The sequence below is a fragment of the Mesorhizobium sp. M0088 genome (assembly GCF_040322895.1).
GTDB lineage: Bacteria > Pseudomonadota > Alphaproteobacteria > Rhizobiales > Rhizobiaceae > Mesorhizobium.
On the sequence record NZ_JAMYUI010000020.1, the window covers coordinates 1 to 22,008 of the forward strand.

Sequence of the window (22,008 nt, forward strand, 5' to 3'; positions counted from 1 at the left end):
ACGGTGATCGAGCCGGCATTGTCGACGCTGCCACCGATCAATGCGGCATAGCCGCCACGCCCGATGCTGATCGCACCCTGGTTGGAGACGGCAGCGGAAACTCCATTGCCTTCGAACTCCAGCTTTCCGGCCTCAAAATCCTCGTCGCTGATGCCCAGCGAGGAGCCGACGAAGCCGGCGGCACTGACCTTGCCGGTCTTGGAGATGGCAATGCCGTTGGGATTGACCAGGAACACCTGGCCATTGGCGTTGAGCTGGCCCGATATGGTCGATTTAGTGCCACCGGTGACGCGGTTCAGCATCGTTGCCGAGGATGATGGCTGGTCGATGTTGACTGTCGCGCCGGCGCCGATGGAAAAACTCTGCCAGTTGACGATCGCCGAACTGGTCGACTGCCTGATGGTCAGTTGCGACGACGATGGATTGGCGATGGTAACACCGCCGGACGCGACGCTGCCGCCTGTCGGCAGTTCCTGTGCTCGCGCCGACGTGAAGCCGACAAGTGCCGTCGACGTCAAAAGCAGCGCCATCAACGGCGCGCCGGTGCGGTTAAGGTGCCGCCGTGAGAGGGTTTGGCGCTGCATGGTGATCTCTCTAGAACTGGACGGCGCCGCTGAGCGAAAAGCGATCGCTTGTCGGCAGGTGATCGTCGCGATGCTGGCGGCCCCATTCCAGCGTCAGGCTGGCGTTGGTCGCGTCACCCGCCAGCGCGGTGCCGACCTTAAGGCCAAGCCCGTATGACGCGCCGACGATGTTGGCCGTCTCGAGCGCGGTCGGCATTTCGAGATGCACCTGGCCGACAGCGCCGAACACGTAGGGAGACAACGAAACGATGCCGCCGGTGAACGGGACGTACCAGGGTGAGGACAGCTCGCCGCGCAGCACATAGCCGGAATCGCCCTGCAGCGCGCCGGCGTCGAAGCTCGACAGACCGTTCGCGCCGACCAGCCCGATCTGTTCGGACTGCAGCAGCGGCTTGCCAAACGAGGTCTGCGCGCGGGCGTAGAGATCGACGCCGAGATGGGCGGAAAGCGGCTGGCTGTAGCTGGCCGAGACCTCCAGTTTCTGGAAAGCGGCGTCGGCGCCCTGGCGCGACAGCGGCAGCAGCGGCGTCGCATCGGCGGCCGAGCGCGCGCCGAGCCCGTCAATGCCGAACGAGGCCACGACATTGCCGATGAAGACGCCGCCAAGCGGCGTGAACCAGGTGCCGTCGAGACCGAGCCGGGCAATGCGCAGCCGGTCCTCGGCGATCGGCAGCGAAATCGGCGTCACCGCGTCGAGCGTGTCGTTTTGCACGTCGAATGACAGTTCGGTGCTGATCGTAAGCGCGCGGCTGCGTATCCAGGGATAGCGAAGCCGCGCCGAATAACGCTCGAAAGCGCTGCCGAAGCCGAGCGTGCCGGGCTCGGCTGTCGGATTGGCCTGCGTGCGGCTGGCTTCCAGGTTGAGCGTCAGCCCGTCATAGCCGATCGGCACGACGATGCCGGCGGCATAGTTGCGATTGCGTGGGCCATCCGTGAACAGGCCGCTCTCGCCGCCATCGGGGTAGCCGCCGGCCCTGACATAGACGAGTTCGCCGAGGCCGAGCAATGAGTTGAAATCGACGCCGATGCCCGTAGACCAGCGCTGCAACGATGGCGATAGCGAGTTGTCCCCGGTCATTTGGCCGCCGATCGGGCGATATTTGCCGTCGATGACCAGCACGCTTGCGCCTTTGGCCGAGCCTGCCTGCAAGGTCGAGCGCAGCCGGGCGCCGGGCGTATCGCCAGCCAGCAGCAGCTTGCGTTCGATCGCCGACAGCTTGATGCTTTTCTGTCCAACGAGCGGCGCCAGCGTTGCCTCGACCCGCCCGCGTATGCGCTCGGGCAGATTGCTGGTGTCGATCCGTTCGAGAAAGCCATCGACGACGACCAGCCGGAGTCTTGCGCCGTCGTTGAGCTTCTGCGCCGGCAGCACCACCCGCACCAGCGCATAGCCGGCCCGTCCATATTCGGTTTCGAGTTTTCGCGCCGCGGCAAAGATTTCCGCCGCCGTCACCGTGCGGTGCGCAAGGCCGGCAACGATCTTGCGTGTTACGCCAGCCATGTCGGGCAAGCCGCCTTCGACGCTGACATCCCCGAGCTTGACCTTGAGCTTCCCGGCACCCGCCGGCGCTTCGAGGCCCACACCTTCGGGAATGGAAACACCTGCCGTGTTGGCTGCCGGCGGCGGCCGAAAGCTGGGCGGCGTGATCTGGCTGGCTGTCTGCGCGAATGCGCCGGCTTGAAGCCACAGGCACGCCGAGGCAACAAGCAGGATCAACCATCCCCCACGGGCTGCCAGCTCACCGAAAACTGGGTGACAGTCGTTATCCCTGCCAACCGCGATCTTGCTTGTATACTTCACTCAATCACTCGTCCTTCGAGGTAGAGTTCGGCAAAGCTTCGCCACCGCGCGAGATTTCATCGCTCGTTAATTGGCATCTGCTTTCGAACTCATTTCCGGGAAGGCGTGCCCCCGCCGCTCGGATGTCGCGGAAACTATGCCGCGCTCTGGTGAACGTCAATTCAACGGGCGGCCGTCCGGCTGACTATTATTGGGAGGGGTTTTCCAAGGCGTAGCAACCGGTTAGCGGACCCCACCATGAACCGGTCGTGGCCGGCCCCATGTTCGGGTTGGGCTTGCTCTTCGCATTCGGTGCCTCTGGACACAGCTGTCGAAGGCTGGAAAATGTGGACGCGACTCCGCTGTTGGAGTTAACTCGGAACATGAGGAGGAAGGCACTGAATCTGGAAGACATTGCCGGCCATCCGGCCCTGCATCGCTGTGTCCAGGCACAGTCGTTGGCGCTGATCGACATCTATGAAACGAGCCCGCGACTGGCTTCCATTTTCGCCACGCAGCAGCGTTGGCTGATGGGTCATGTCGGCCTTGCCATGCATTTCAGGCGCGATCCGCACGACCGCCGCAAGGAGCTGACGGTATCGCGTTTCATCGAGTTCGTACACCAGCACGCGGTGGCCAGCCGCAACACGGCGGACGCTTTCATCAAGGAGATGCTGCACTATCATGTCGCCGAGTATGTTTCGGGTGGCGACGGGCGCACGCACCCCTTGCAGCCAACGGCGGCAACCGTGCAGACTTTCACCGGCTGGGTCCTTGCTCATCTGCAGACGCTGGATCATCTCGATGGTGCCGACCGGCTGGCCAGGTTCCTTGAGCGGCCCGACATGGTTGCCAGGCTGCAGCCTCTGGTGGCGGACGGCCTGCTTGCCTCCAAGCCGGTGCGTGAGCCCAACCAGACCTTTTCCCTGTTCATCTGGCTCAACAATGGCGGCATCGTCATGGACTGGCTGATGTCGGGCATCGACCCCGATCATGCCGGCCTGGACCGGATTCCGACCAGCGTGGTTTCGATCGGAGATTTCGCCAGATGGCTCAAGCTGTCGCGGACCCACCTCGCCCGCAAGCTGCGCGCTGCCGAGGAACTCGGCAGCATCGGCTGGCTCGGCCAGCGCGGCCATTCGGTGATGTGGGTGTCGAACACCTTCTACCAGGAGTACATGACCGTCCAGGCCGCCAAGCTGGCCATTGTCGATGCGGCATTCGCCGCCTGTTTTCCAGTCCCGGAAGACCGCTGAGGGTCGGCGCGATCGACATCTGCCCGGACCGAGAACATTGTCTCCTGGCGATCATAACCTGTTATAGACAGGGCGCGTCTGGACACGGGCCGTGAAGGCTGAGAATGTGATCTGCGTCTTCGTGGCCGTAAGGCTGGATCGGAGCATGGGGGGAATGACGCAGACCTTTGACCATATTGCCGGTCACCCGGCATTGCATCGCTGTGTCCGTGCCCAGGCGCAGGCGATGATCCAGGCCTATGGGATGAACCCGAGGCTTGCCTCGATATTTGCCACCCAGCAGCGCTGGTTGATGGCGCATATCGGCCTTGCCCTGCATTTCAGACGGGAGCCCGGTGATTACCGCAAGCAGTTGACGGCGGCGCGTTTCATCGACGTCATCCGGGAGAATTCCGTCGCCAGCCGCAACACCGCCGACGCCTTCCTCAAGGAGATGCTGCATTACAATTTCATCGAGCACCTGCCGGCAACACAGGACGGCCGCATCCGCCCCATTCAGCCAACGGTGAACACGCTGGAGACGGTTGCCGGCTGGATGATGGCGCACCTGCACACGCTGGACAGTCTCGACGGTGCGAACCGTCTGGCGACGTTTCTGGAGCGGCCCGATGCTCTCGCCAGGGTGCAGCCGCTGGTGGCCGACGGCCTGATCTCCTCCAGCCCCGTGCGCGAGCCCAGGCAGACCTTTTCGCTGTTCACCTGGCTCAACAATGGCGGCGTCGTCATGGACTGGCTGATATCGGGCGTCGATCCCGACCATGCCGGCCTCGCTGAAATACCGACCGGTGTCGTCTCGATCGGCGATTTCGCCAAATGGCTCAAGCTGTCGCGAACCCACCTGGCACGCAAACTGCGGGATGCTGAAGACCTCGGCAGCGTTGGCTGGCTTGGCCAGCGCGGCAATTCGGTGATGTGGGTGTCGGGCGATTTCTACCGGGAATACATGACCGCCCAGGCCGTCAAGCTGGCTATCATCGATGCCGCGTTCGTCAAGGCCTTCGACTCGCCGGCAGGCAGCTGACCGGTGCGGCATCCCCGGTGCGGGGATGCCCAAGCCGGCGAGCCTTTCAGTCGATGTCGAACGACACGCCCTGGGCGAGCGGCAGCGCCTTGGAATAGTTCACCGTGTTGGTGGCGCGCCGCATATAGGCCTTCCATGCGTCGGAGCCGCTCTCGCGGCCGCCCCCGGTTTCCTTTTCGCCGCCAAAGGCACCGCCGATCTCGGCGCCCGAGGTACCGATGTTGACATTGGCAATGCCGCAATCCGATCCGTCGACACCCAGGAAACGCTCGGATTCCTGCAGGTCTCGGGTGAAGATCGACGAGGACAGGCCTGCCCCCACGGCATTGTGCTCGTCGAGCACCGCGTCGAAGTCCGAATATTTCATCACGTAGAGGATCGGCGCGAAGGTCTCTTCCGTCACCGGTGACACCTGGCTTGGCATTTCGACCAGCGCCGGGTGCACGTAGTACGCATCCGGATGGCCGTTCTCGACCCGCGTGCCGCCGGTCACCTTGCCGCCATGGGCAGCGGCTTCCTTCAGCGCCTTCTGCATGGCGTCGAAGGCCGCCTTGTCGATCAGCGGCCCGACCAGCGAGGACGTCTCCAGCGGATTGCCGACAGACACACTCTCGTAGGCCTTCTTGAGGCGCGGAACCAAGGCGTCGTAGACGCTGTCATGCACGAACAGGCGCCGCAGCGTCGTGCAGCGCTGGCCGGCCGTGCCCATCGCTCCAAACGCAATCGCGCGCAGCGCCATGTCGAGATCGGCGGTCGGGCAGACGATGCCGGCATTGTTGCCGCCGAGCTCCAGCACCGCACGCGCAAAGCGCTTGGCCAGCCGCGGGCCGACGTCGCGGCCCATGCGGGTCGAGCCGGTTGCCGAAACCAGCGGCACTTTGGGGTGATCGACCAGGATCTCGCCGACGGCGCGGTCGCCGATCAGCACCGGCGCCAGGCCATCAGGTGCGTCCGCGCCGAAGCGCTTGACCGCACGTTTGAAGATGGCTTCGCAAGCAAGTGCGGTCAGCGGCGTCTTTTCCGACGGCTTCCACACCACTGCGTCGCCGCAGACCAGTGCCAGGGCGGCATTCCACGACCACACAGCCACCGGGAAGTTGAAGGCGGAAATGACGCCGACGACGCCGAGCGGATGCCAGGTTTCCATCATCCGATGGCCCGGGCGCTCGGTGGCGATGGTCAGGCCGTACAATTGCCGGGAGAGGCCTACGGCGAAATCGCAGATGTCGATCATCTCCTGCACTTCGCCGAGGCCCTCGGACGGGATCTTGCCGACCTCGATCGAGACCAGCCGGCCAAGCTCGGCCTTGTGCGTACGCAGCTCCTCGCCCAGCAGCCGCACCAGTTCGCCACGCCGCGGGCCTGGCACCATGCGCCAGGCTTGGAAGGCCTTGTGCGCGGCATCAATGATCTTAGCCGCTTCGGCCGGCGAGATCGTCCTCAGCGCCGCGATCTGCTCGCCCGTCACCGGGCTGCGCACGATCAGGTCGCCGCCGACAAGCGTCTCCTTGGCCACACCCAGTTTCGCCAGCAGTTCGGTCGTTTCCTTGCCTATCGTCATTCTTGTCCCTTTCAGATCCAGTCGCTCATAATGCATGTCGCCCAAAAGTGCCCCGCGGTTTTGGGACAACGACATGCACAAAAGGCATGCCGGTCAAAGCCTGGCGTCATGCTGCCCGCGTGCACAAAGGCACCTCAGGCACGATCATCGCGTGGCATTACTCGTTTCAAGGGAAAATCACCACCCCGGCATGGTCTAAGCCCAAACTGCACGATTGAGCCAGATGGGGCAGATGGCGCTCAGTTTGCCTTCTTGGCCGGTGGGCGTACCGCACCGTCCCTGATCAGCCGGTCGATATGCATGCGGATATGTGCCGCTTCCGCCGCCGTGTTAGCAAGCGCTATGGCGCGGTCGAAGGCGACGCGCGCCTCGTCCCCCCGGTCGAGTTGCATCAAGAGGCCCCCCTTGAGGCCGAAAAAATGGAAATAGCCGGAAAGCCGTTCTTCCAGCGGCTCGATCATGGCCAGCGCCTCTGCCGGTCCACGCACCTTCGAGACCGCGACAGCCCGGTTGAGCGTGACCACCGGCGACGGCTGCATCTGCTCCAGCAAGCGATAGAGCAGATCGATCTCGTTCCAGTCGGTATCCTCCGCCTTTTCGGCCCGCGCGTGCAGTGCGGCAATCGCCGCTTGCACCTGGTAGGGGCCGGGCTTGCGATGGCGTAGCGCCTTGTCGACCAGCGCCAGCCCCTCATCGATCATCTTGCGGCTCCACAGGCTGCGATCCTGGTCTTCGAGCAGCACGATCTCGCCGCTCTCGTCGAAACGGGCCGGTGCGCGCGCATGCTGCAGAAGCAACAGCGCCGTCAGCCCCATGATCTCCGGCTCGGTCTGGAACAACCGCAGCAGGAGCCGTGCCAGCCGGATCGCCTCCTCGCACAGCGGTGCGCGGGCCGGCGCCTCGCCGCTGTTGGTCGAATAGCCCTCGTTGAAGACCAAGTAGACCATGGCGGCGACGGCGGCGAGGCGTTCCGACCGCTCGACCGCGCCCGGCGTCTCGAACGGCACGCCGGCGTCCGCAATGCGCGCCTTGGCGCGAGTGATGCGCTGCTCCATGGCGCTTTCGCCAACCAGGAAGGCGCGCGCGATCTGCTTGACCGTAAGACCGGAGACGATGCGCAGCGCCACCGCGATCTGCTGCGTTGCCGGCAGATCAGGATGGCAGCAGATGAACAGCAGCCGCAATATGTCGTCGCGGTAGTGCGCCCCGTCCAGCCGCTCGGCGATATCGCTCTCGGCGTCCTCCAGATCCGAAACCTGGTCTTCCTCCGGCATCGGCGCCTGCTTGGCGCGCTTGCGCACCGCATCGATGCCGCTGTTGCGGCCGACGAAGATCAGCCACGCCGCCGGGTCGCGCGGCGGCCCGTTCTGCGGCCAGTTCTTCAGCGCCCTGAGGCACGCGTCCTGGAAAGCTTCCTCCGCCGTATCGAGATCGCGGAAATAACGCAGCAGCGCACCCATCGCCTGCGGGCGGGCGGCGCTGATCGCGGAGCTGATCCAGGCCATTTCGGTCATGCGGAAACCTTGGCGGGATTGAAGATCGAGACCGGCCGGATCTCATAGGAGCCGCCGCTCGGGTTGACTTCGGAAAGCTCGCGGGCGAACTCCACCGCCTCGTCGAGATCGGCGCATTCGAGCGTGTAGAAGCCGAGGAACTGTTCCTTGGTCTCGGCGAACGGCCCGTCGATGACGACCGATTCGCCCTTGACCTTTCTCAGGGTCGTCGCGGCGGTCGTCGGCAGAAGCCGTGCCACCGGGCCGAGCCGACCAGCCTTGGCGTACTTGTCCTGAACGTCGAGGAGATTGGCCATGACCTCGTCGTCCTGTGCCTTGCTCCAGGAGCAGACGACATCTTCGGAGGCATAGCAGAGGATTGCGTAGAGCATGGCGGGTCCTTTTCTCTGTCAAAGGACGAAACAGTAAGACCGATCCCGACACGACGTCGATAAAAAAATCCAGATGTAGACGGATTTGGCCACGGCCAGCCGCGCCGGTCAGCTTTCTCCCAGTTTCAGCCATCGCAGCACGAGAGCTTCCTCGTCATCGAGACCATCGATGGAGCGTTTGCGTTTGTTGGCTTGTGCCATTTCATTCAGCAACCGCCCCTCGGACCACGCTTCGAAGACCCGCGGATGGATATAGCATTTGCGGCAGACGGCGCGCGTATTGCCCAGCCGCTCGGCAACCTTGTCGATGACGCTGTTCATCGCCCTGTTTCGCTGTGCCTGGCTTTGCGGCAGTTCCGTTTGGGCAAACAGCGACGCGGCGTGAATGGTGCCGCCCCAGGTGCGGAAATGCTTCGAACTGAAGGCGTCACCGACCGCCTCACGGATATAGCGGTTGACGTCCTCGGAGCGGACCGGCCGCCTGTTGCCGTCCTCATCGAGATACTGGAACAGCTTCTGGCCTGGCAGGTCCTGTGCGCCGCGCACAATCCTGGCGATGCGGCGGTCGACCAGCTTCAGCTTCCACTCCTTGCCCGACTTGCCCTTGAAGGCAAAGCGCAGGCTTGAACCGACAATATCCACATGCCGGTCGCGCAACGTGGTCAGCCCGAAACTCTTGTTGTCGCGGGCGTAGGCGGCATTGCCGACCCGGATCATCGTGTTATCGAGCAGCCAGACGACCGCGGCGACGACACGCTCGAACGGCAGGCCACGACGGCGCAGATCGCTGTCGATCCTGTGCCGCAGGTCCGGCAGGCTCTCGGCGAAAGCAACCAGGCTCGAATATTTGGCACCATCGCGCTCTTCGGCCCATTGCGGATGATAGCGATATTGCTTGCGTCCGCGCTGGTCCCTGCCGGTTGCCTGGATATGGCCGTCCGCGTCCGGCGAAATCCACACATCCGTCCAGGCCGGCGGAATGACGATCGCCTCGATGCGGGCCCTGGTAGTGTCCGAAACTGTCCCTCCGTCCGGCCCCTGGTAGGAAAACCCCTTGCCCGTCTTTAGCCGTCGGATACCGGGCTCGGCATCGCTGACATAGCTAAGCGACGCATGGTCGGCCGAGCTTTGTGCCCCGTTTTTGGGCGCACCATCTGGCGATACAGCGTCCTCGCCAGCCGGTCGGCTGGGCGACAATCCGGATTTTTGCAACATGTCGGCTCCACGCGAATTCCGTAGATAAGCCACTGGCCGACCGCTGGTTCCACCCGCCGTCCGAAAAGCGCCTCGCGCCGATATCGCGGTGGCTGGCGCCTACAGAGCGCCTTGCAGCTTGATCGGCGGCGCGGACAAACGCCGCCGCGCCGCGAGCTTGAACCTGTAGCGCAGGCAGCGCCAAGCTTCTGAGCGCCGCTTCGGCGCGGCCGCGGCTACCGCCAGGAAGCGCGCCGCGGTGCCCAGGTCGCCGCGCGCATAGTGGACCCGGGCGATCTTGAGGGCGACAAGCCCTTCCCTGGCCTTGAGCGCCGACAACGGGATGTTGCAGTCGGTGAGTGTGCGCAGTTCCCGGCGCCAGTCCAGAAAGCGCCGCACCGGGTTGAGGGCAAAGCGGTCATCGGAACGTACCGGCGAAACCTCATAGACCATGACAGGTTGCGAGACCATGGCGAGCGATGCCTTGCTCATCAGCCGTGCCCAGAACAGCGTGTCCTCGTCATAGGCCATTCCGATGGGGAACCGCGTCTCGCCGATCAGGGTCCGCGATGCCAGAACGCTGCCCACGGCGACCGAACGTATATCGCCTTTCACATAGGCCGAGGCATTTGCCAGGCACGCAGCCTGATAGCCGTTCGGCATCTTGATCTGCCGGTCCTGGCCGTTCACCCGTCGCCGGTAGGCACCCACGATCATGTCGGCCTCCGGCCGCTCCTGAGCCTTGCGGAGCAGTGCGCGCAACCCGCCCCGCAGATGCAGGTCGTCGGCATCGATCAGGTAGACCCAGGAATAGACCGCTTCGGCCAGCGCCACATTGCGGGCACCGCCTGCATCGCGGCATTTGGCCGACAGCACGCGCAGCGGCAACGAGAGTTGTGCCGCGGCCTCCCGCGCGATGGTTGCCGTGCCATCGGTCGACGCATCGTCGACCAGCAATATCTCGCCGATGATCTCGGCCTCGCTGCGTAGCGATGCCAGCGTTGCAGCAATGGTCGCCGCCGCGTTACAGGCAGGAATGACGACGCTGATTGCTCTCAATTACAAAACCTCGCGCCATGCGCTTGAGGATACAACTACCGTCACCCCGAAACGAATACAGACTAGCGGCCGCATCGGTATTTGAGAAGCAGTCTTGTCCATCCCGAATTGCGGCGCAAATACCGCTGCGTGTACGACCTGCTTCAGGCTCTTTCGAGCACGACCGGAATGACGTCGACAGCTTGCTCGCCAACCTGTCCCCCCGTGGTCTTGAGCACGCCGACGATCGGCGCCACGTCCGAATAGTCGCGGCCGTGGCCGACGGTGATATGGTCGTTGCTGGCCCGCATGCCGTTGGTCGGATCGAATTCCTGCCAGCCCGCATCGCGCCCGCACCAGACCTTGACCCAGGCATGCATCGCATCGGCGCCTTCCAGCCGGGGCTTGCCCTTCGGCGGGATGGTGCGCAAGAAGCCGCTGACATAGCCGGCCGGAATACCGAGCCCGCGCAGGCCGGCGATCATGATGTGTGAAAAGTCCTGGCAAACGCCGCGCTTCAACTTGAAGGCATCACTGGCCCGGGTCCGCACCGTTGTCGCTTCGCCGTCATAGGTGAAATCGCGATGGATGCGATTGCACAGGCTCACGGCCGTGCCGGCGGCAGAGCCGGCGATGCTGTCGCGTGCGTAAGCGGTGATCGCATCGTCGATGCCGGCATGGGTGCTGGCCGTCAGGAAGTGGTGCGGTGCATCAGGTGCCAGAGACCGCATCGCGGCGAGTTCTTGCCTCAGCCGGGCGATATCGGGCGACACGTCGAGCCCGGGCTCGGGCCGAGACACCGACACGCGGGCGCTCATCCTGATGTCGAGCGCGTCATGCGCGTCGCGAAAGGCGATCGAGGTGACGTTGTTGCCGAAGAAATCGGAAAAGTCGGAACGTTCGTTGGGTGCCGGCGCAAAGGACAGGGATGCGGCGATGACACGCTGCACGCCTGATATCGTCGACGGCAGTACGCGCACCTGATGACGACCGCCGCCGGCCGCTGCAGCGTAATCGTAATGCAGATGAAGCCTGATGTCGTAGAGCATGTTCTATTTTTCTGCCTTTGCGCAGGTTCTTGTCGCAAAACCGTGCGACAGTTTTGCGGAACCTGCTTAGCCGAAATAGGCTTTGGCGAGGCTGTTGTAGAGGCCGCCGATTTCAAAGGCGAGGTCGTCCAGCGCCTTTGCCGTCATATCCGAAGGCTCCTTGATGGCGATCTGGGTGTTGAGCTGCAGGATTTCCTTCGCCGCCGGCGACATTTGTCCCTCCCCGCCGAGCGACGGCAACAGGCCGATTTCGGCCTTCAGCCTTTCGAGTTGGAACAGGATGGAGCGCGGATTGAGCGGATCGAGCGCCAGCAGGTCGATCACCGTGCGCCGACCGGCCTGCACCGGATATTGGCGGCGATGGGTCATCACGCTGTCGCCGATCTCCAGCATCATGTCCAGCGCGCCGTCCGGCGCCTTGGCGCTGGTCAGCCGCGACAGCGTGCGGGAGATCTGGATACCGCGCTCCAGCCGGCGGCCGATCTCGAGGAAGCGCCAACCGGCGAAGCGGTACATGTTCTCGTGCAGCAGGCCGGAAAAGCCGGCGAGCTTGCGCAGGATGACCGTCATCGCCCGGGTCGCGTCGTCGCCGGGCGCGACCGTCGTTGCGAACTGATGGATGGTTTTCGACAGGTCCTTCAGCGCCAGCCAGCCATCGGGCGAGAAGCGGTCGCGGATCTGCCCGGCGCTGTAGACCGCACTATCCAGCGTGCCGATCAGCCCTGACGGGATCGCCGTCTCCACATCGATGCCGAAAGGTTCGAGATAATCCCTGATGTCGGCGAGCAGCGGCATATCCGGGTCGGAGGTTTCGGCCAGCCGCACATGGTAGGCGCGCAGGATACGCACCGTGTCTTCCGAGCGCTCGATATAGCGGCCGAGCCAGGTCAGGTTCTCCGCCGCGCGACTGGGCAGGCTGCCGGGCCTGGTGCGGCTGAAACTGTCGCCTTCTTGCGGCAGCAGCGTCTCGCGCTCCACCGGTTTGTCGCTGACAACCCAGACATCCGCCGCCTGGCCGCCACGCTGCATGGCGATCGCCGTCGGGTCGAGCGACAGGCCGATACGGGCAAAACCGCCCGGCATCACCGTCCAGCCCTCCGGCGTTCGCGCCAGGTAGACGCGCAGGCTGGCTGGCCGCGGCTCCAGCCAGCCGCCGACATAGACGGGCGTCGTCGAAAGCGTCACCGCTTCCTGGCCGACGAAATCGCCGCCATCACGTTCAATGCGCGCCACCAGTTCCGCCCGCTCCCCGGCCGACAGAGCCGAGCCTAGCTTCGTTGAATCGTCGTCCTCGAAGGCAAGCCTCGTCGACAGCGCCGGCCCGATCACCATGCGATCGATGTTGGCCAGCACATGCGCGCGTTCGGTTGCTTGCCCGCACCACCATGTCGCGACGCTTGGCAGCAGCAATTCCTCGCCCCGCAAGGCCCGTGAAATCTTGGGCAGGAAGGCAAGCAGCGCGCGCGTCTCCATCAGGCCGGAGCCCAGCGCGTTGACGGTAGCAACCGCGCCCTGGCGGATCGCCTCGACCAGGCCCGGCGTGCCGATCTGCGAATCCGCGCGCAGTTCGAGCGGATCGGCGAAGGCGGCGTCGAGCCGCCGCCACAACACGCTGATCGGCATCAGGCCGGAAACTGTGCGCACCATCAGCCGGCTGCCGGAGACGGTCAAATCCTCGCCTTCGAGCAGCATGATGCCGAGGTAGCGGGCGATGTAGGCGTGCTCGTAATAAGTTTCGTTGAGCGGCCCCGGCGTCAGGATGGCGACGCGGCCGTCGGTTTCCTTGGCCATGCCGATCAGCGCGTCGCGAAAACGGCGGAAAAAGCCGGCAAGGCGGTGCACATGCATCTCGCCATAGATGTCGGACAGCGCGCGTGTGGTGGCGACGCGGTTTTCCAGTGCGAAACCGGCGCCGGACGGCGCCTGCGTGCGATCACCCAGCACCCACCATCGGCCATCAGGCCCGCGGCCGAGTTCGAAGGCGCAGAAATGCAGGAAGTGGCCGCCGGCCGGCCTGGTGCCGACGACAGGCCGCAAATATTCCGGGCTGGCGGCGATCAATCCCGCCGGCAGGATGCCTTTCTCGACCAGCCGGTTCGGCCCGTAGATATCGGCGATGGTTTCCTCGAACAGGTCGGCGCGCTGCACGAGGCCGGCGCTGATCGCCGCCCACTCGCTCTCCTCGATGAGAACCGGGACATGCGCCAGCGGCCATTCGCGCTCATTGGCACCGGCCTTGTCATAGACGCGGTAATAAACGCCGGCATCGCGCAGATACTGGTCGGCGCGGGCAAAGCGCTGGCCGAGCTTTTCAGCGCCAAGTTCCTCGAGCGCCTCGACAAAATGCTTCCAGGCCGGGCGAGGATTGCCTGACGCATCGACCATCTCGTCGACGACGCCGTCGATCGGCTGGTAGTGCTCCAGCAGGCTGTAGGTCTGCGGCTTGCCGCGTCCCCTCTTGTGATTCCCCTTTGCCATCGCTGATCAGAGTCTTGCCGGCCGCCGAAGGTCAAGGGTCATCGGGAAATCTTCCGCCGGTTGTTCTTCACGGATCACATAGGCGGATGGCGTATGGCCGCGCGGTTCGAAGCGGGCGAGCCGCCGAGCTTCCGCCTCGTTGCCATTGACCGGAAAGGTGTCGTAATTGCGCCCGCCGGGATGGGCGACGTGGTAGACGCAGCCGCCGACCGCACGTCCCGACCAGCGGTCATAGATGTCGAAGACCAGCGGCGTGTTGACCGGCAGCGCCGGATGCAGGCCCGATGCCGGCTGCCAGGCCTTGAAGCGGACGCCCGCCACCGCGACCTCTCTGTTGTCCGTCACCTTCATCGGCACGATACGGCCGTTGCAGACGATCGCGTGGCGCTCCGGATTCAACCCTTCGGTCTTGACCTGCAGCCGTTCGACCGAGGAATCGACGAAACGCACGGTGCCGCCGATCGCGCCTTGCTCGCCCATGACATGCCAGGGTTCGAGCGCCTGCCGCAGTTCCAGCTTGATGCCGGCTTGCTGAACCTGACCGCAGAACGGGAAGCGGAATTCGAGCTGGGCGTCGAACCATTCGGGCCTGAATTCGAAGCCGTTGAGCTTGAGGTCGTCGAGCACGTCGAGGAAATCGGCCCAGACATAATGCGGCAGCATGAAACGATCGTGCAGTGAGGTGCCCCAGCGCACGAAGCGGCCATCGAGCGGGCTCTTCCAGGCACGGGCAATGATCGCCCTGACAAGCAGTTGCTGCGCGAGGCTCATGCGTGCATTGGGCGGCATCTCGAAGCCGCGGAATTCGACCAGTCCCAGCCGACCGGTCGGTCCGTCCGGCGAAAACAGTTTGTCGATGCAGATTTCCGAACGATGCGTATTGCCGGTGACGTCGGTCAACAAATTGCGGAACAGCCGGTCGACCAGCCATGGCAAGGGTGCGTTGCCCCGGTCCGGATGCGGTACCTGCGCCATCGCGATCTCAAGCTCGTAGAGCGAGTCGTGACGCGCCTCGTCGAAGCGTGGCGCCTGGCTGGTCGGCCCGATGAACAGGCCGGAGAACAGATAGGACAGCGACGGATGACGCTGCCATTGCAGCACCAGGCTCTTCAGCAGGTCCGGCCTTCGCAGGAACGGGCTGTCATTGGGTGTCGCACCGCCGACCACGACATGGTTGCCGCCGCCGGTGCCGGTGTGGCGGCCGTCAATCATGAACTTGTCGGCGCCAAGCCGTGTCTGCCGTGCTTCCTCATAGATCGCCGTCGTCGTCGCCACGCAATCCTGCCAGTTGGAAGCAGGATGGATGTTGACTTCGATGACGCCGGGATCAGGCGCGACGCGGATGACGTTGAGGCGCGGATCGTGAGGCGGGCCGTAGCCCTCGATATGCACGGGAAGGCCGATCGCCTTCGCCGCGTTCTCGGCCGCAGCGACCAGTTCGAGATAGTCTTCCAGCGCCTCGACCGGCGGCATGAATACGCAAAGCCGCCCATCGCGCGGCTCGACCGAAAGCGCGGGGCGCCCCGCGCCGCCGATCTCCGTGATCTCTTGTTCGACCCGGTCCTGCTGGCCGGTCGCAGCGGTGAACGATGCCGCTTGCTGGCGGCGCGCCATCTCGTCGGCACCTTCCAGTTCAGCCGGAGCCGCCGAGGGCAGGATGGCTTCACGCGTGGGCAGCGGTCCGCGTGGCAGCGACGGATCGACCGGCACGATGTAGGGGAATTGCTCCGGCGGCACATAGGGCAACGTGCCGAGTGGCAGGCGGTAGCCGACGGGTGAATCGCCGGGTACCAGGAACAGCCGGCCGCGCCGCGTCTTCCATTTTTCCGAGCGCCAGCGCGGATCCGATGCCTGGCTATTCCAGCGCTGCACCGGCAGCACATAGCCGGACGGCATGGTCAGCCCGCGTTCGAACACTTTCGCCATGCGGCTGCGTTCTTCCGGGTCCTCCAGCCTGGAGTTGGACGGATCGACATTGTCGGGCAGCTTGCCTTCCTTGAGCAGCCATTCGGCCGGATCCTCATAGGCTTCGCTGACCATGGTCTTGTCGATGCCGAGTTCGCCGGCAATCGCGGTGAGCAGGCTTTCGGCCTGCTTCGGGCCGATATCGGCCTCGCTCTTTTCGCGTGCGATCAGGGACGGATCGCTCCATACCGGCTGGCCGTCGGCACGCCAGTAGAGCGAAAAGGTCCAGCGCGGCAGGCTTTCGCCCGGATACCATTTGCCCTGGCCGTAATGGAGAAAGCCGCCGGGCGCGAAGCGCTCGCGCAGTTTACGGATCAGTTCGTCCGCCTTTTCGCGCTTGGTGGGACCGACGGCGGCGGTGTTCCATTCGGCCGACTCGAAATCGTCGATCGACACGAAAGTCGGCTCGCCGCCCATGGTCAGCCGCACGTCGCCGGCGGCAAGCGCTGCATCGACCTTGTTGCCCAGCGCGTCGAGCGCCTGCCAGCTTTCGTCCGAAAATGGCTTGGTGATGCGCGGATGTTCGGCGATGCGGTCGACCCGCATCTCGAAGCCGAATTCGACATTGGCGAAGCTCGCCATGCCGGAAATGGGAGCCGCGTTGCGGAAATGCGGCGTGGCGGCCAGCGGCACATGGCTCTCGCCGGTGAGCAGGCCCGAGGTCGGATCGAAGCCGATCCAGCCGGCGCCGGGAAGATAAACCTCGCACCAGGCATGCAGATCGGTGAAGTCTGTCGCCGTTCCCGGCGGACCGTCCAGCGCGATCAGATCGGGCTTCAACTGGATCAGATAGCCGGAGACGAAGCGCGCGGCGATGCCGAGATTGCGCAGGATCTGCACCAGCAGCCAGCTTGAATCCCGGCATGACCCCTTTTTCGCGGCCAAGGTCTCTTCCGGCGAGAACACTCCGGTTTCCATGCGCACGATATAGGCGATCTCGCGCTGCAGCCGCGCATTGAGGTCGACCAGGAAATTGACGGTGTTGGCAGCGCTGCGATCGATGGTGTTCAGCAGCGCGGACAGCAGGGGTCCCGCGGGTTCCGGCGTGCGATAGATGGCGAGATCGTCGCGGATTTCTTCCGGATACTCGAATGGAAACGCCTCGGCCGACGGCTCGACGAAGAAATCGAACGGATTGTAGACTGTCATGTCGGCGACGAGGTCGACCTCGATCTTCAACTCCGTCACCGGCTCCGGAAACACGAAGCGGGCTAGGAAGTTGCCGTAGGGGTCCTGCTGCAGATTGACGAAGTGGTTGGCCGGCTCGACCTTGAGCGAATGGCTCAGCACCTTGGTGCGGGAATGCGGCGCCGGCTGCAGCCTGATGATCTGGGGCCCGAGAACCACCGGCCGGTCGTACTGGTAGTGGGTCAGGTGGTAGACAGCTGCCAGAATTGCCATGGAGCCCCGGAATTCAGCGTTTCAAACGATTTCGCTGAACCCTGACACATCAGGCGGCCATTCTCCAAGCAGAGATGTTGCGGTGCACCTAATTTAAGCAACGGTTGCCGGCTCAGAAAAACGCCTGTATCCCCGTCTGCGCCCTTCCCAGGATCAGCGCATGCACGTCATGCGTGCCTTCATAGGTGTTGACAGTCTCCAGGTTCTGCGCGTGGCGCATGACGTGGTAGCCGATCTGGATACCGTTGCCGCCATGCATGTCGCGGGCCTGGCGGGCGATGTCGAGCGCCTTGCCGCAATTGTTGCGCTTGACGATCGAGATCATTTCCGGCGCCATCTTGCCTTCATCCAGCAGCCGCCCGACGCGCAAGGATGCCTGCAGCCCAAGCGCGATCTCGGTCTGCATATCCGCCAGCTTCTTCTGGTAGAGCTGCGTGCCGGCCAGCGGCTTGCCGAACTGCTTGCGATCGAGACCGTATTGGCGGGCGCGGTGCCAGCAATCCTCGGCGGCGCCCATCGAGCCCCAGGAAATGCCGAAGCGAGCCCGGTTGAGGCAGCCGAACGGTCCGCCAAGGCCTTTTGCGTTGGGCAGCAGCGCGTCTTCGCCGACCTCGACGCCTTCCATCACCACCTCGCCGGTGATCGACGCCCTCAGCGACAGCTTGCCGCCGATCTTCGGCGCCGAAAGCCCCTTCATGCCCTTTTCCAGCACGAAGCCACGGATCTCGTCCTTGCCGTTCTCGCCCTTCAGCTTCGCCCAGACGACGAACACGTCGGCGACCGGCGCGTTGGAAATCCACATCTTCGAACCGGACAGCTTGTAGCCGTTGGCTGTCCTCTCGGCGCGTGTCTTCATGCCGCCCGGGTCGGAGCCGGCATCCGGCTCGGTCAGGCCAAAACAGCCGATCCACTCGCCGCTGGCAAGCTTGGGCAGGTACTTCCTGCGCTGTTCGTCCGAGCCATAGGCGTAGATCGGATACATCACCAGCGACGACTGCACTGACATCATCGAACGATAACCCGAGTCGACACGTTCGACTTCCCGCGCGACCAGCCCATAGGTGACGTAGTTCGCGCCAAGCCCGCCGAATTCCTCGGGGATGTTGATGCCGAGCAGGCCGGCCTCGCCCATTTCGCGGAAGATCGCGGTATCGAAAGTTTCGTTGAGGTAGGCGTCCTCGATCCGCGGCGCCAGCTTGTCGGCGGCGAAGGCGGCCGCGCCGTCGCGCACCATGCGCTCGTCTTCCGAAAGCTGGCCCTCGATCAGGAACGGATCTTCCCAGACGAATGCGTTCTTGTCGGCGGCCATCGCGTTTCTCCCAAACCAATGCATGTCGCTCAAAACGATGACATGCATGAAGCAAAATGTTGGCCCGTTCTATCGGCCTGCGCCTCGAAAAAATCAAACGAAATTGATTCACCGATCAATGAGCTCTAGGAATGGGTCATGAGTGTCCAACGCCGCCTTTTGCCCAACATAAGCGCCCTTGCCGCCTTCGAGGCTGTGGCCCGGCTGGGCAGTTTCACCGCTGCCGCCCAGGAGCTCGATTTGACCCAGGGCGCAGTCAGCCGGCAGATCAGATCGCTTGAAGACCAATTCGGCCGCCGGCTGTTCGAACGCGACAGCCGCAATGTCAGGCTGTCGACATCGGGCGAAATCTACGCCGAGGCGGTGCGTTCAGCACTTGGCCAGTTGCGTGACGCAGCCCTTGGATTGATGAGCAATCGGCATAGCGGCATCCTGAACCTGGCTATTCTGCCGACCTTCGGCACGCGCTGGCTGATGCCGATGATCCCCGATTTCGTAGAAAACAATCCCGATATCACCATCAACTTCGTCACCCGCGTCGGCCGCTTCGACTTCGCCAGGGAGAGGCTGGATGCCGCCATCCACTATGGCCTGCCGGACTGGCCCGAGGCCGACTCGACACTGTTGGTGCGCGAAACCGTGGCGCCGGTCGTGTCGCCCGAATTCCTCGCCGGCCGCGCCATCGCCTCACCGGCCGATATCGGCCGCCTGCCGCTGCTGCACATGGCGACGCGTCCTGGCGCCTGGACCGAATGGTTCGAGCATCAGGGCCTGAGCGCGCCGACCGGACCGGGCATGCAGTTCGAGCAGTTCGGCACCGCCGCCCAGGCCTGCATGGCGGGGCTCGGCGTGGCGCTGCTGCCGCTGATCCTCATTGCAGGCGAACTGCAGCGCGGCCAGCTGGTGCCGGCGCCAGGCCGGCCCATGCAAAGCCGCAGCGCCTACTATCTCGTCGTCCCACACGACAAGCGCGGCCATCCGCCAGTCGCCAGTTTTCGCGACTGGCTGCTGGGCCAGGTCGAGAAGGAGCCGGCCGTTCTGGCGTGGTAGCTACTTTCGCTTCAGCGCATCCGCCAAGGCAGCACCGAATGCGCCTTGCTGTGCCGGCCGCTCCGGCTGGCGTTGCTGCGGTGCCGGCGAACGTGGTGCCGGCCTGCCGCCGCCATTGTCGCGTGGCCCGCCACGCGGTGCGCCACCCTCGCCGCCATCCTTGCGCATGGAAAGCGCGATGCGCTTGCGCTTGATGTCGACGTCGACGACCCGCACCTTGACCACATCGCCGGCCTTCACGACCTCATGCGCGTCCTTGATGAACCGGTCGGCCAGTTGCGAGACATGCACCAGCCCGTCCTGATGCACTCCGATATCGACAAAGGCGCCGAAGGCGGCCACATTGGTGACCGTGCCTTCAAGCAGCATGCCGGGCTTCAGATCCTTGATGTCGTCGATGCCGTCGGCGAAGGTCGCCGTCTTGAAGCCTGGGCGCGGGTCGCGGCCGGGCTTTTCCAGCTCCGCCAGGATGTCGCGCACCGTCGGCAGGCCGAAACGCTCGTCGACGAAGACGCGCGGGTCGAGTGCCTTCAGCGCGGCACTATCGCCCATCAGCGACCGCACATCGCGCCCGCAGGCGGCGACGATCTTCTTCGCCACGCCATAGGCCTCCGGATGCACCGACGAGGCATCGAGCGGCTCGCTGCCATTGGCGATGCGCAGGAAGCCGGCGGATTGTTCGAAGGCCCGCGGTCCGAGCCGCGGCACCTTGAGCAGATCCTTCCGGCTGGCGAAGGGCCCGGTTGCATCGCGATGGGCGACGATCGCGTCGGCCAGAGACGCGCCGAGACCTGAAACGCGCGCCAGCAGCGGCGCCGAGGCGGTGTTGAGGTCGACGCCAACGGCGTTGACCGCGTCCTCGACCACCGCTTCCAGCGAGCGGCCGAGACGGTACTGGTCGACATCGTGCTGGTACTGGCCGACGCCAATCGATTTGGGTTCGATCTTGACCAGTTCGGCCAACGGATCCTGCAGGCGCCGGGCGATCGACACCGCGCCGCGCAGCGATACGTCGAGGCCGGGGAATTCCGCCGCCGCCGTCGCCGATGCCGAATAGACCGAGGCGCCGGCCTCGCTGACGATCACCTTCAGGGGCTTCGGACCACCATCCGCCGGCATGTCGGACAGCATGTCGGCGACCAGCTTTTCCGTCTCGCGGCTGCCGGTGCCGTTGCCGATCGAAATCAGCTCGACCTTGTGCAGGCGGATGAGCTTGGCGAGTTCCGCCTGCGTGCCACGCACATCGTTCCTGGGCGGAAACGGATAGACCGTCGTTGTTGTCAGCACCTTGCCGGTGCCGTCGACCACCGCCACCTTGACGCCGGTGCGGATGCCGGGGTCGAGCCCCATAGTGGCGCGCGAACCGGCGGGCGCCGCCAGCAGCAAATCCTTGAGGTTACGGGCGAACACATGGATCGCCTCTTCCTCGGCCCGCTCGCGCAGGTCGCGCATCAGGTCGAGAGTCAGGTGCAGCGACAGTTTTATGCGCCAGGTCCAGCCCGCCACCTCCATCAGCCAGCGGTCACCCGGCAGGCTGCCTCCGATGGCATAGGCATTGGCGATCATCCGCTCGACCGGCTTCACCGGCGACGTATCATCGGCATCGACCTCGATGTCGAGCGAAAGCACCTCCTCGTTGCGGCCACGCAGCATCGCCAGCGCGCGATGGCTCGGCACATTTGCCCAGCGCTCGACATGGTCGAAATAGTCGGAGAATTTCGCACCGGCTTCCTGCTTGCCGTCGACCACCCTGGCGCGCATGAAGGCGCGCTCCTTCATGTAGCTGCGCAATTTTCCGACCAGATCGGCATTCTCGGCGAATTGTTCCGACAGGATGTCGCGCGCCCCTTCGAGCGCTGCCTTGGTATCGGCCACCTCTTCGCTGACATAGGCCAGCGCCAGTTCGGCAGGCACCAATGAGCGGTTCGCCAGGATGGCTTCGGCCAGCGGCCCCAGCCCGCGCTCCCTGGCGATCTCGGCCTTGGTCCGGCGCTTGGGCTTGTAGGGCAGGTAGATGTCCTCAAGTTCCGCCTTGGTGCTGGCGGCGACGATCTTGCCTGCAAGCTCCTCGGTCAGCTTGCCCTGTTCGCGGATCGAGCCAAGGATGGTGTCGCGGCGCGCATCGAGCTCGCGCAGATAGGCAAGGCGTTCGGCAAGATCGCGCAATTGCGTGTCGTCGAGCCCGCCGGTGACTTCCTTGCGGTAGCGCGCCACGAACGGCACTGTCGCGCCCTCATCGAGCAGTTCAATCGCCGCGGCCGCCTGTTCGGGCCGCGCGCTGATCTCTGCCGCGATGATGGCTGCAATGCGCTTGATGTCGGATGCCATGTCGTACCTGCTCTCGTCCAAAGAGCGGCGACCATAGGCGCAGACGTCCGGTCCGCCAACCGCCGCGTTTCCATGAGCCCGGCGGGTCCACAGGAAAGCGCGCGCTAAT

At 64.4% G+C, this 22,008-nt stretch carries 15 protein-coding genes; 3 read left to right on the plus strand and 12 right to left on the minus strand.

Going from position 1 to position 22,008, the window contains the following annotated elements:
- Both NKJ67_RS23070 and NKJ67_RS23075 read right to left on the minus strand, forming a co-directional pair.
- On the minus strand, positions 1-584 hold a 584-nt coding region (locus NKJ67_RS23070), incomplete at its 3' end, for a two-partner secretion domain-containing protein (RefSeq protein WP_352583281.1).
- Between the two features lie 10 nt (positions 585-594).
- Positions 595-2,301 (minus strand): ShlB/FhaC/HecB family hemolysin secretion/activation protein, encoded by a 1,707-nt coding sequence (locus NKJ67_RS23075; RefSeq protein WP_256745538.1) that lies wholly within the window; start codon positions 2,299-2,301, stop codon positions 595-597.
- 446 nt (positions 2,302-2,747) lie between these two features.
- Here NKJ67_RS23075 and NKJ67_RS23080 point away from each other — a divergent pair, with 446 nt between their 5' ends.
- Positions 2,748-3,620, plus strand: coding sequence for a hypothetical protein (locus NKJ67_RS23080; protein ID WP_256745537.1), 873 nt, complete (start codon positions 2,748-2,750; stop codon positions 3,618-3,620).
- 154 nt (positions 3,621-3,774) lie between these two features.
- Positions 3,775-4,641, plus strand: coding sequence for a hypothetical protein (locus tag NKJ67_RS23085; protein WP_352583283.1), 867 nt, complete (start codon positions 3,775-3,777; stop codon positions 4,639-4,641).
- 46 nt (positions 4,642-4,687) lie between these two features.
- Here the strand turns inward: NKJ67_RS23085 and amaB are convergent, their stop codons facing one another.
- From amaB to NKJ67_RS23130, 9 genes are all read right to left on the minus strand, one after another.
- Positions 4,688-6,202 (minus strand): L-piperidine-6-carboxylate dehydrogenase, encoded by a 1,515-nt coding sequence (amaB, locus tag NKJ67_RS23090; RefSeq protein WP_502905228.1) that lies wholly within the window; start codon positions 6,200-6,202, stop codon positions 4,688-4,690.
- A 239-nt stretch (positions 6,203-6,441) separates the two neighbouring features.
- A complete protein-coding gene (locus NKJ67_RS23095) occupies positions 6,442-7,716 on the minus strand; it encodes an RNA polymerase sigma factor (protein WP_127270094.1) in 1,275 nt (424 codons plus the stop codon).
- Positions 7,713-8,087 carry a YciI family protein gene (locus tag NKJ67_RS23100; protein WP_127270092.1) on the minus strand — a complete coding sequence of 125 codons (375 nt, stop codon included), beginning with the start codon at positions 8,085-8,087 and terminating at the stop codon, positions 7,713-7,715. Before NKJ67_RS23100 ends, NKJ67_RS23095 begins: the two co-directional genes overlap by 4 nt.
- A 108-nt stretch (positions 8,088-8,195) precedes the next feature.
- Positions 8,196-9,302: a DNA topoisomerase IB gene (locus tag NKJ67_RS23105; protein ID WP_127271541.1), complete on the minus strand. Its 1,107-nt coding sequence runs from the start codon at positions 9,300-9,302 to the stop codon at positions 8,196-8,198.
- Between the two features lie 99 nt (positions 9,303-9,401).
- The gene (locus NKJ67_RS23110) at positions 9,402-10,340 is read right to left on the minus strand and encodes a glycosyltransferase family 2 protein (protein ID WP_127271543.1); all 939 of its coding nucleotides are present in this window, start codon (positions 10,338-10,340) and stop codon (positions 9,402-9,404) included.
- Between the two features lie 143 nt (positions 10,341-10,483).
- The gene (locus NKJ67_RS23115; RefSeq protein ID WP_127270501.1) at positions 10,484-11,368 is read right to left on the minus strand and encodes a transglutaminase family protein; all 885 of its coding nucleotides are present in this window, start codon (positions 11,366-11,368) and stop codon (positions 10,484-10,486) included.
- 66 nt (positions 11,369-11,434) lie between these two features.
- The gene (locus NKJ67_RS23120; protein ID WP_352583287.1) at positions 11,435-13,846 is read right to left on the minus strand and encodes a circularly permuted type 2 ATP-grasp protein; all 2,412 of its coding nucleotides are present in this window, start codon (positions 13,844-13,846) and stop codon (positions 11,435-11,437) included.
- Between the two features lie 6 nt (positions 13,847-13,852).
- Complete coding sequence (locus NKJ67_RS23125) at positions 13,853-17,212, minus strand: transglutaminase family protein (RefSeq protein WP_352583289.1); 3,360 nt, start codon at positions 17,210-17,212, stop codon at positions 13,853-13,855.
- A gap of 112 nt (positions 17,213-17,324) precedes the next feature.
- Complete coding sequence (locus NKJ67_RS23130) at positions 17,325-18,521, minus strand: acyl-CoA dehydrogenase (RefSeq protein ID WP_127257792.1); 1,197 nt, start codon at positions 18,519-18,521, stop codon at positions 17,325-17,327.
- 138 nt (positions 18,522-18,659) lie between these two features.
- Between NKJ67_RS23130 and NKJ67_RS23135 the strand changes: the two genes are divergently transcribed.
- Positions 18,660-19,571, plus strand: a complete 912-nt coding sequence (locus tag NKJ67_RS23135) for a LysR family transcriptional regulator (RefSeq protein ID WP_127326690.1) — start codon at positions 18,660-18,662, stop codon at positions 19,569-19,571.
- On the opposite strand, the gene NKJ67_RS23140 is transcribed toward NKJ67_RS23135, so the two are convergent.
- Positions 19,572-21,899, minus strand: a complete 2,328-nt coding sequence (locus NKJ67_RS23140; protein WP_352583291.1) for a Tex family protein — start codon at positions 21,897-21,899, stop codon at positions 19,572-19,574.
- Positions 21,900-22,008: the final 109 nt, after the last annotated feature.

Excerpts from the sequence above, each read along its gene's own strand:
- NKJ67_RS23080 (WP_256745537.1), top strand. The coding sequence starts at position 2,748 with ATGAGGAGGAAGGCACTGAATCTGGAAGACATTGCCGGCCATCCGGCC.
- NKJ67_RS23085 (WP_352583283.1), top strand. The coding sequence starts at position 3,775 with ATGACGCAGACCTTTGACCATATTGCCGGTCACCCGGCATTGCATCGC.
- amaB (WP_502905228.1), bottom strand. The coding sequence starts at position 6,202 with ATGACGATAGGCAAGGAAACGACCGAACTGCTGGCGAAACTGGGTGTG.
- NKJ67_RS23095 (WP_127270094.1), bottom strand. The coding sequence starts at position 7,716 with ATGACCGAAATGGCCTGGATCAGCTCCGCGATCAGCGCCGCCCGCCCG.
- NKJ67_RS23100 (WP_127270092.1), bottom strand. The coding sequence starts at position 8,087 with ATGCTCTACGCAATCCTCTGCTATGCCTCCGAAGATGTCGTCTGCTCC.
- NKJ67_RS23105 (WP_127271541.1), bottom strand. The coding sequence starts at position 9,302 with ATGTTGCAAAAATCCGGATTGTCGCCCAGCCGACCGGCTGGCGAGGAC.
- NKJ67_RS23115 (WP_127270501.1), bottom strand. The coding sequence starts at position 11,368 with ATGCTCTACGACATCAGGCTTCATCTGCATTACGATTACGCTGCAGCG.
- NKJ67_RS23120 (WP_352583287.1), bottom strand. The coding sequence starts at position 13,846 with ATGGCAAAGGGGAATCACAAGAGGGGACGCGGCAAGCCGCAGACCTAC.
- NKJ67_RS23125 (WP_352583289.1), bottom strand. The coding sequence starts at position 17,212 with ATGGCAATTCTGGCAGCTGTCTACCACCTGACCCACTACCAGTACGAC.
- NKJ67_RS23130 (WP_127257792.1), bottom strand. The coding sequence starts at position 18,521 with ATGGCCGCCGACAAGAACGCATTCGTCTGGGAAGATCCGTTCCTGATC.
- NKJ67_RS23135 (WP_127326690.1), top strand. The coding sequence starts at position 18,660 with ATGAGTGTCCAACGCCGCCTTTTGCCCAACATAAGCGCCCTTGCCGCC.
- NKJ67_RS23140 (WP_352583291.1), bottom strand. The coding sequence starts at position 21,899 with ATGGCATCCGACATCAAGCGCATTGCAGCCATCATCGCGGCAGAGATC.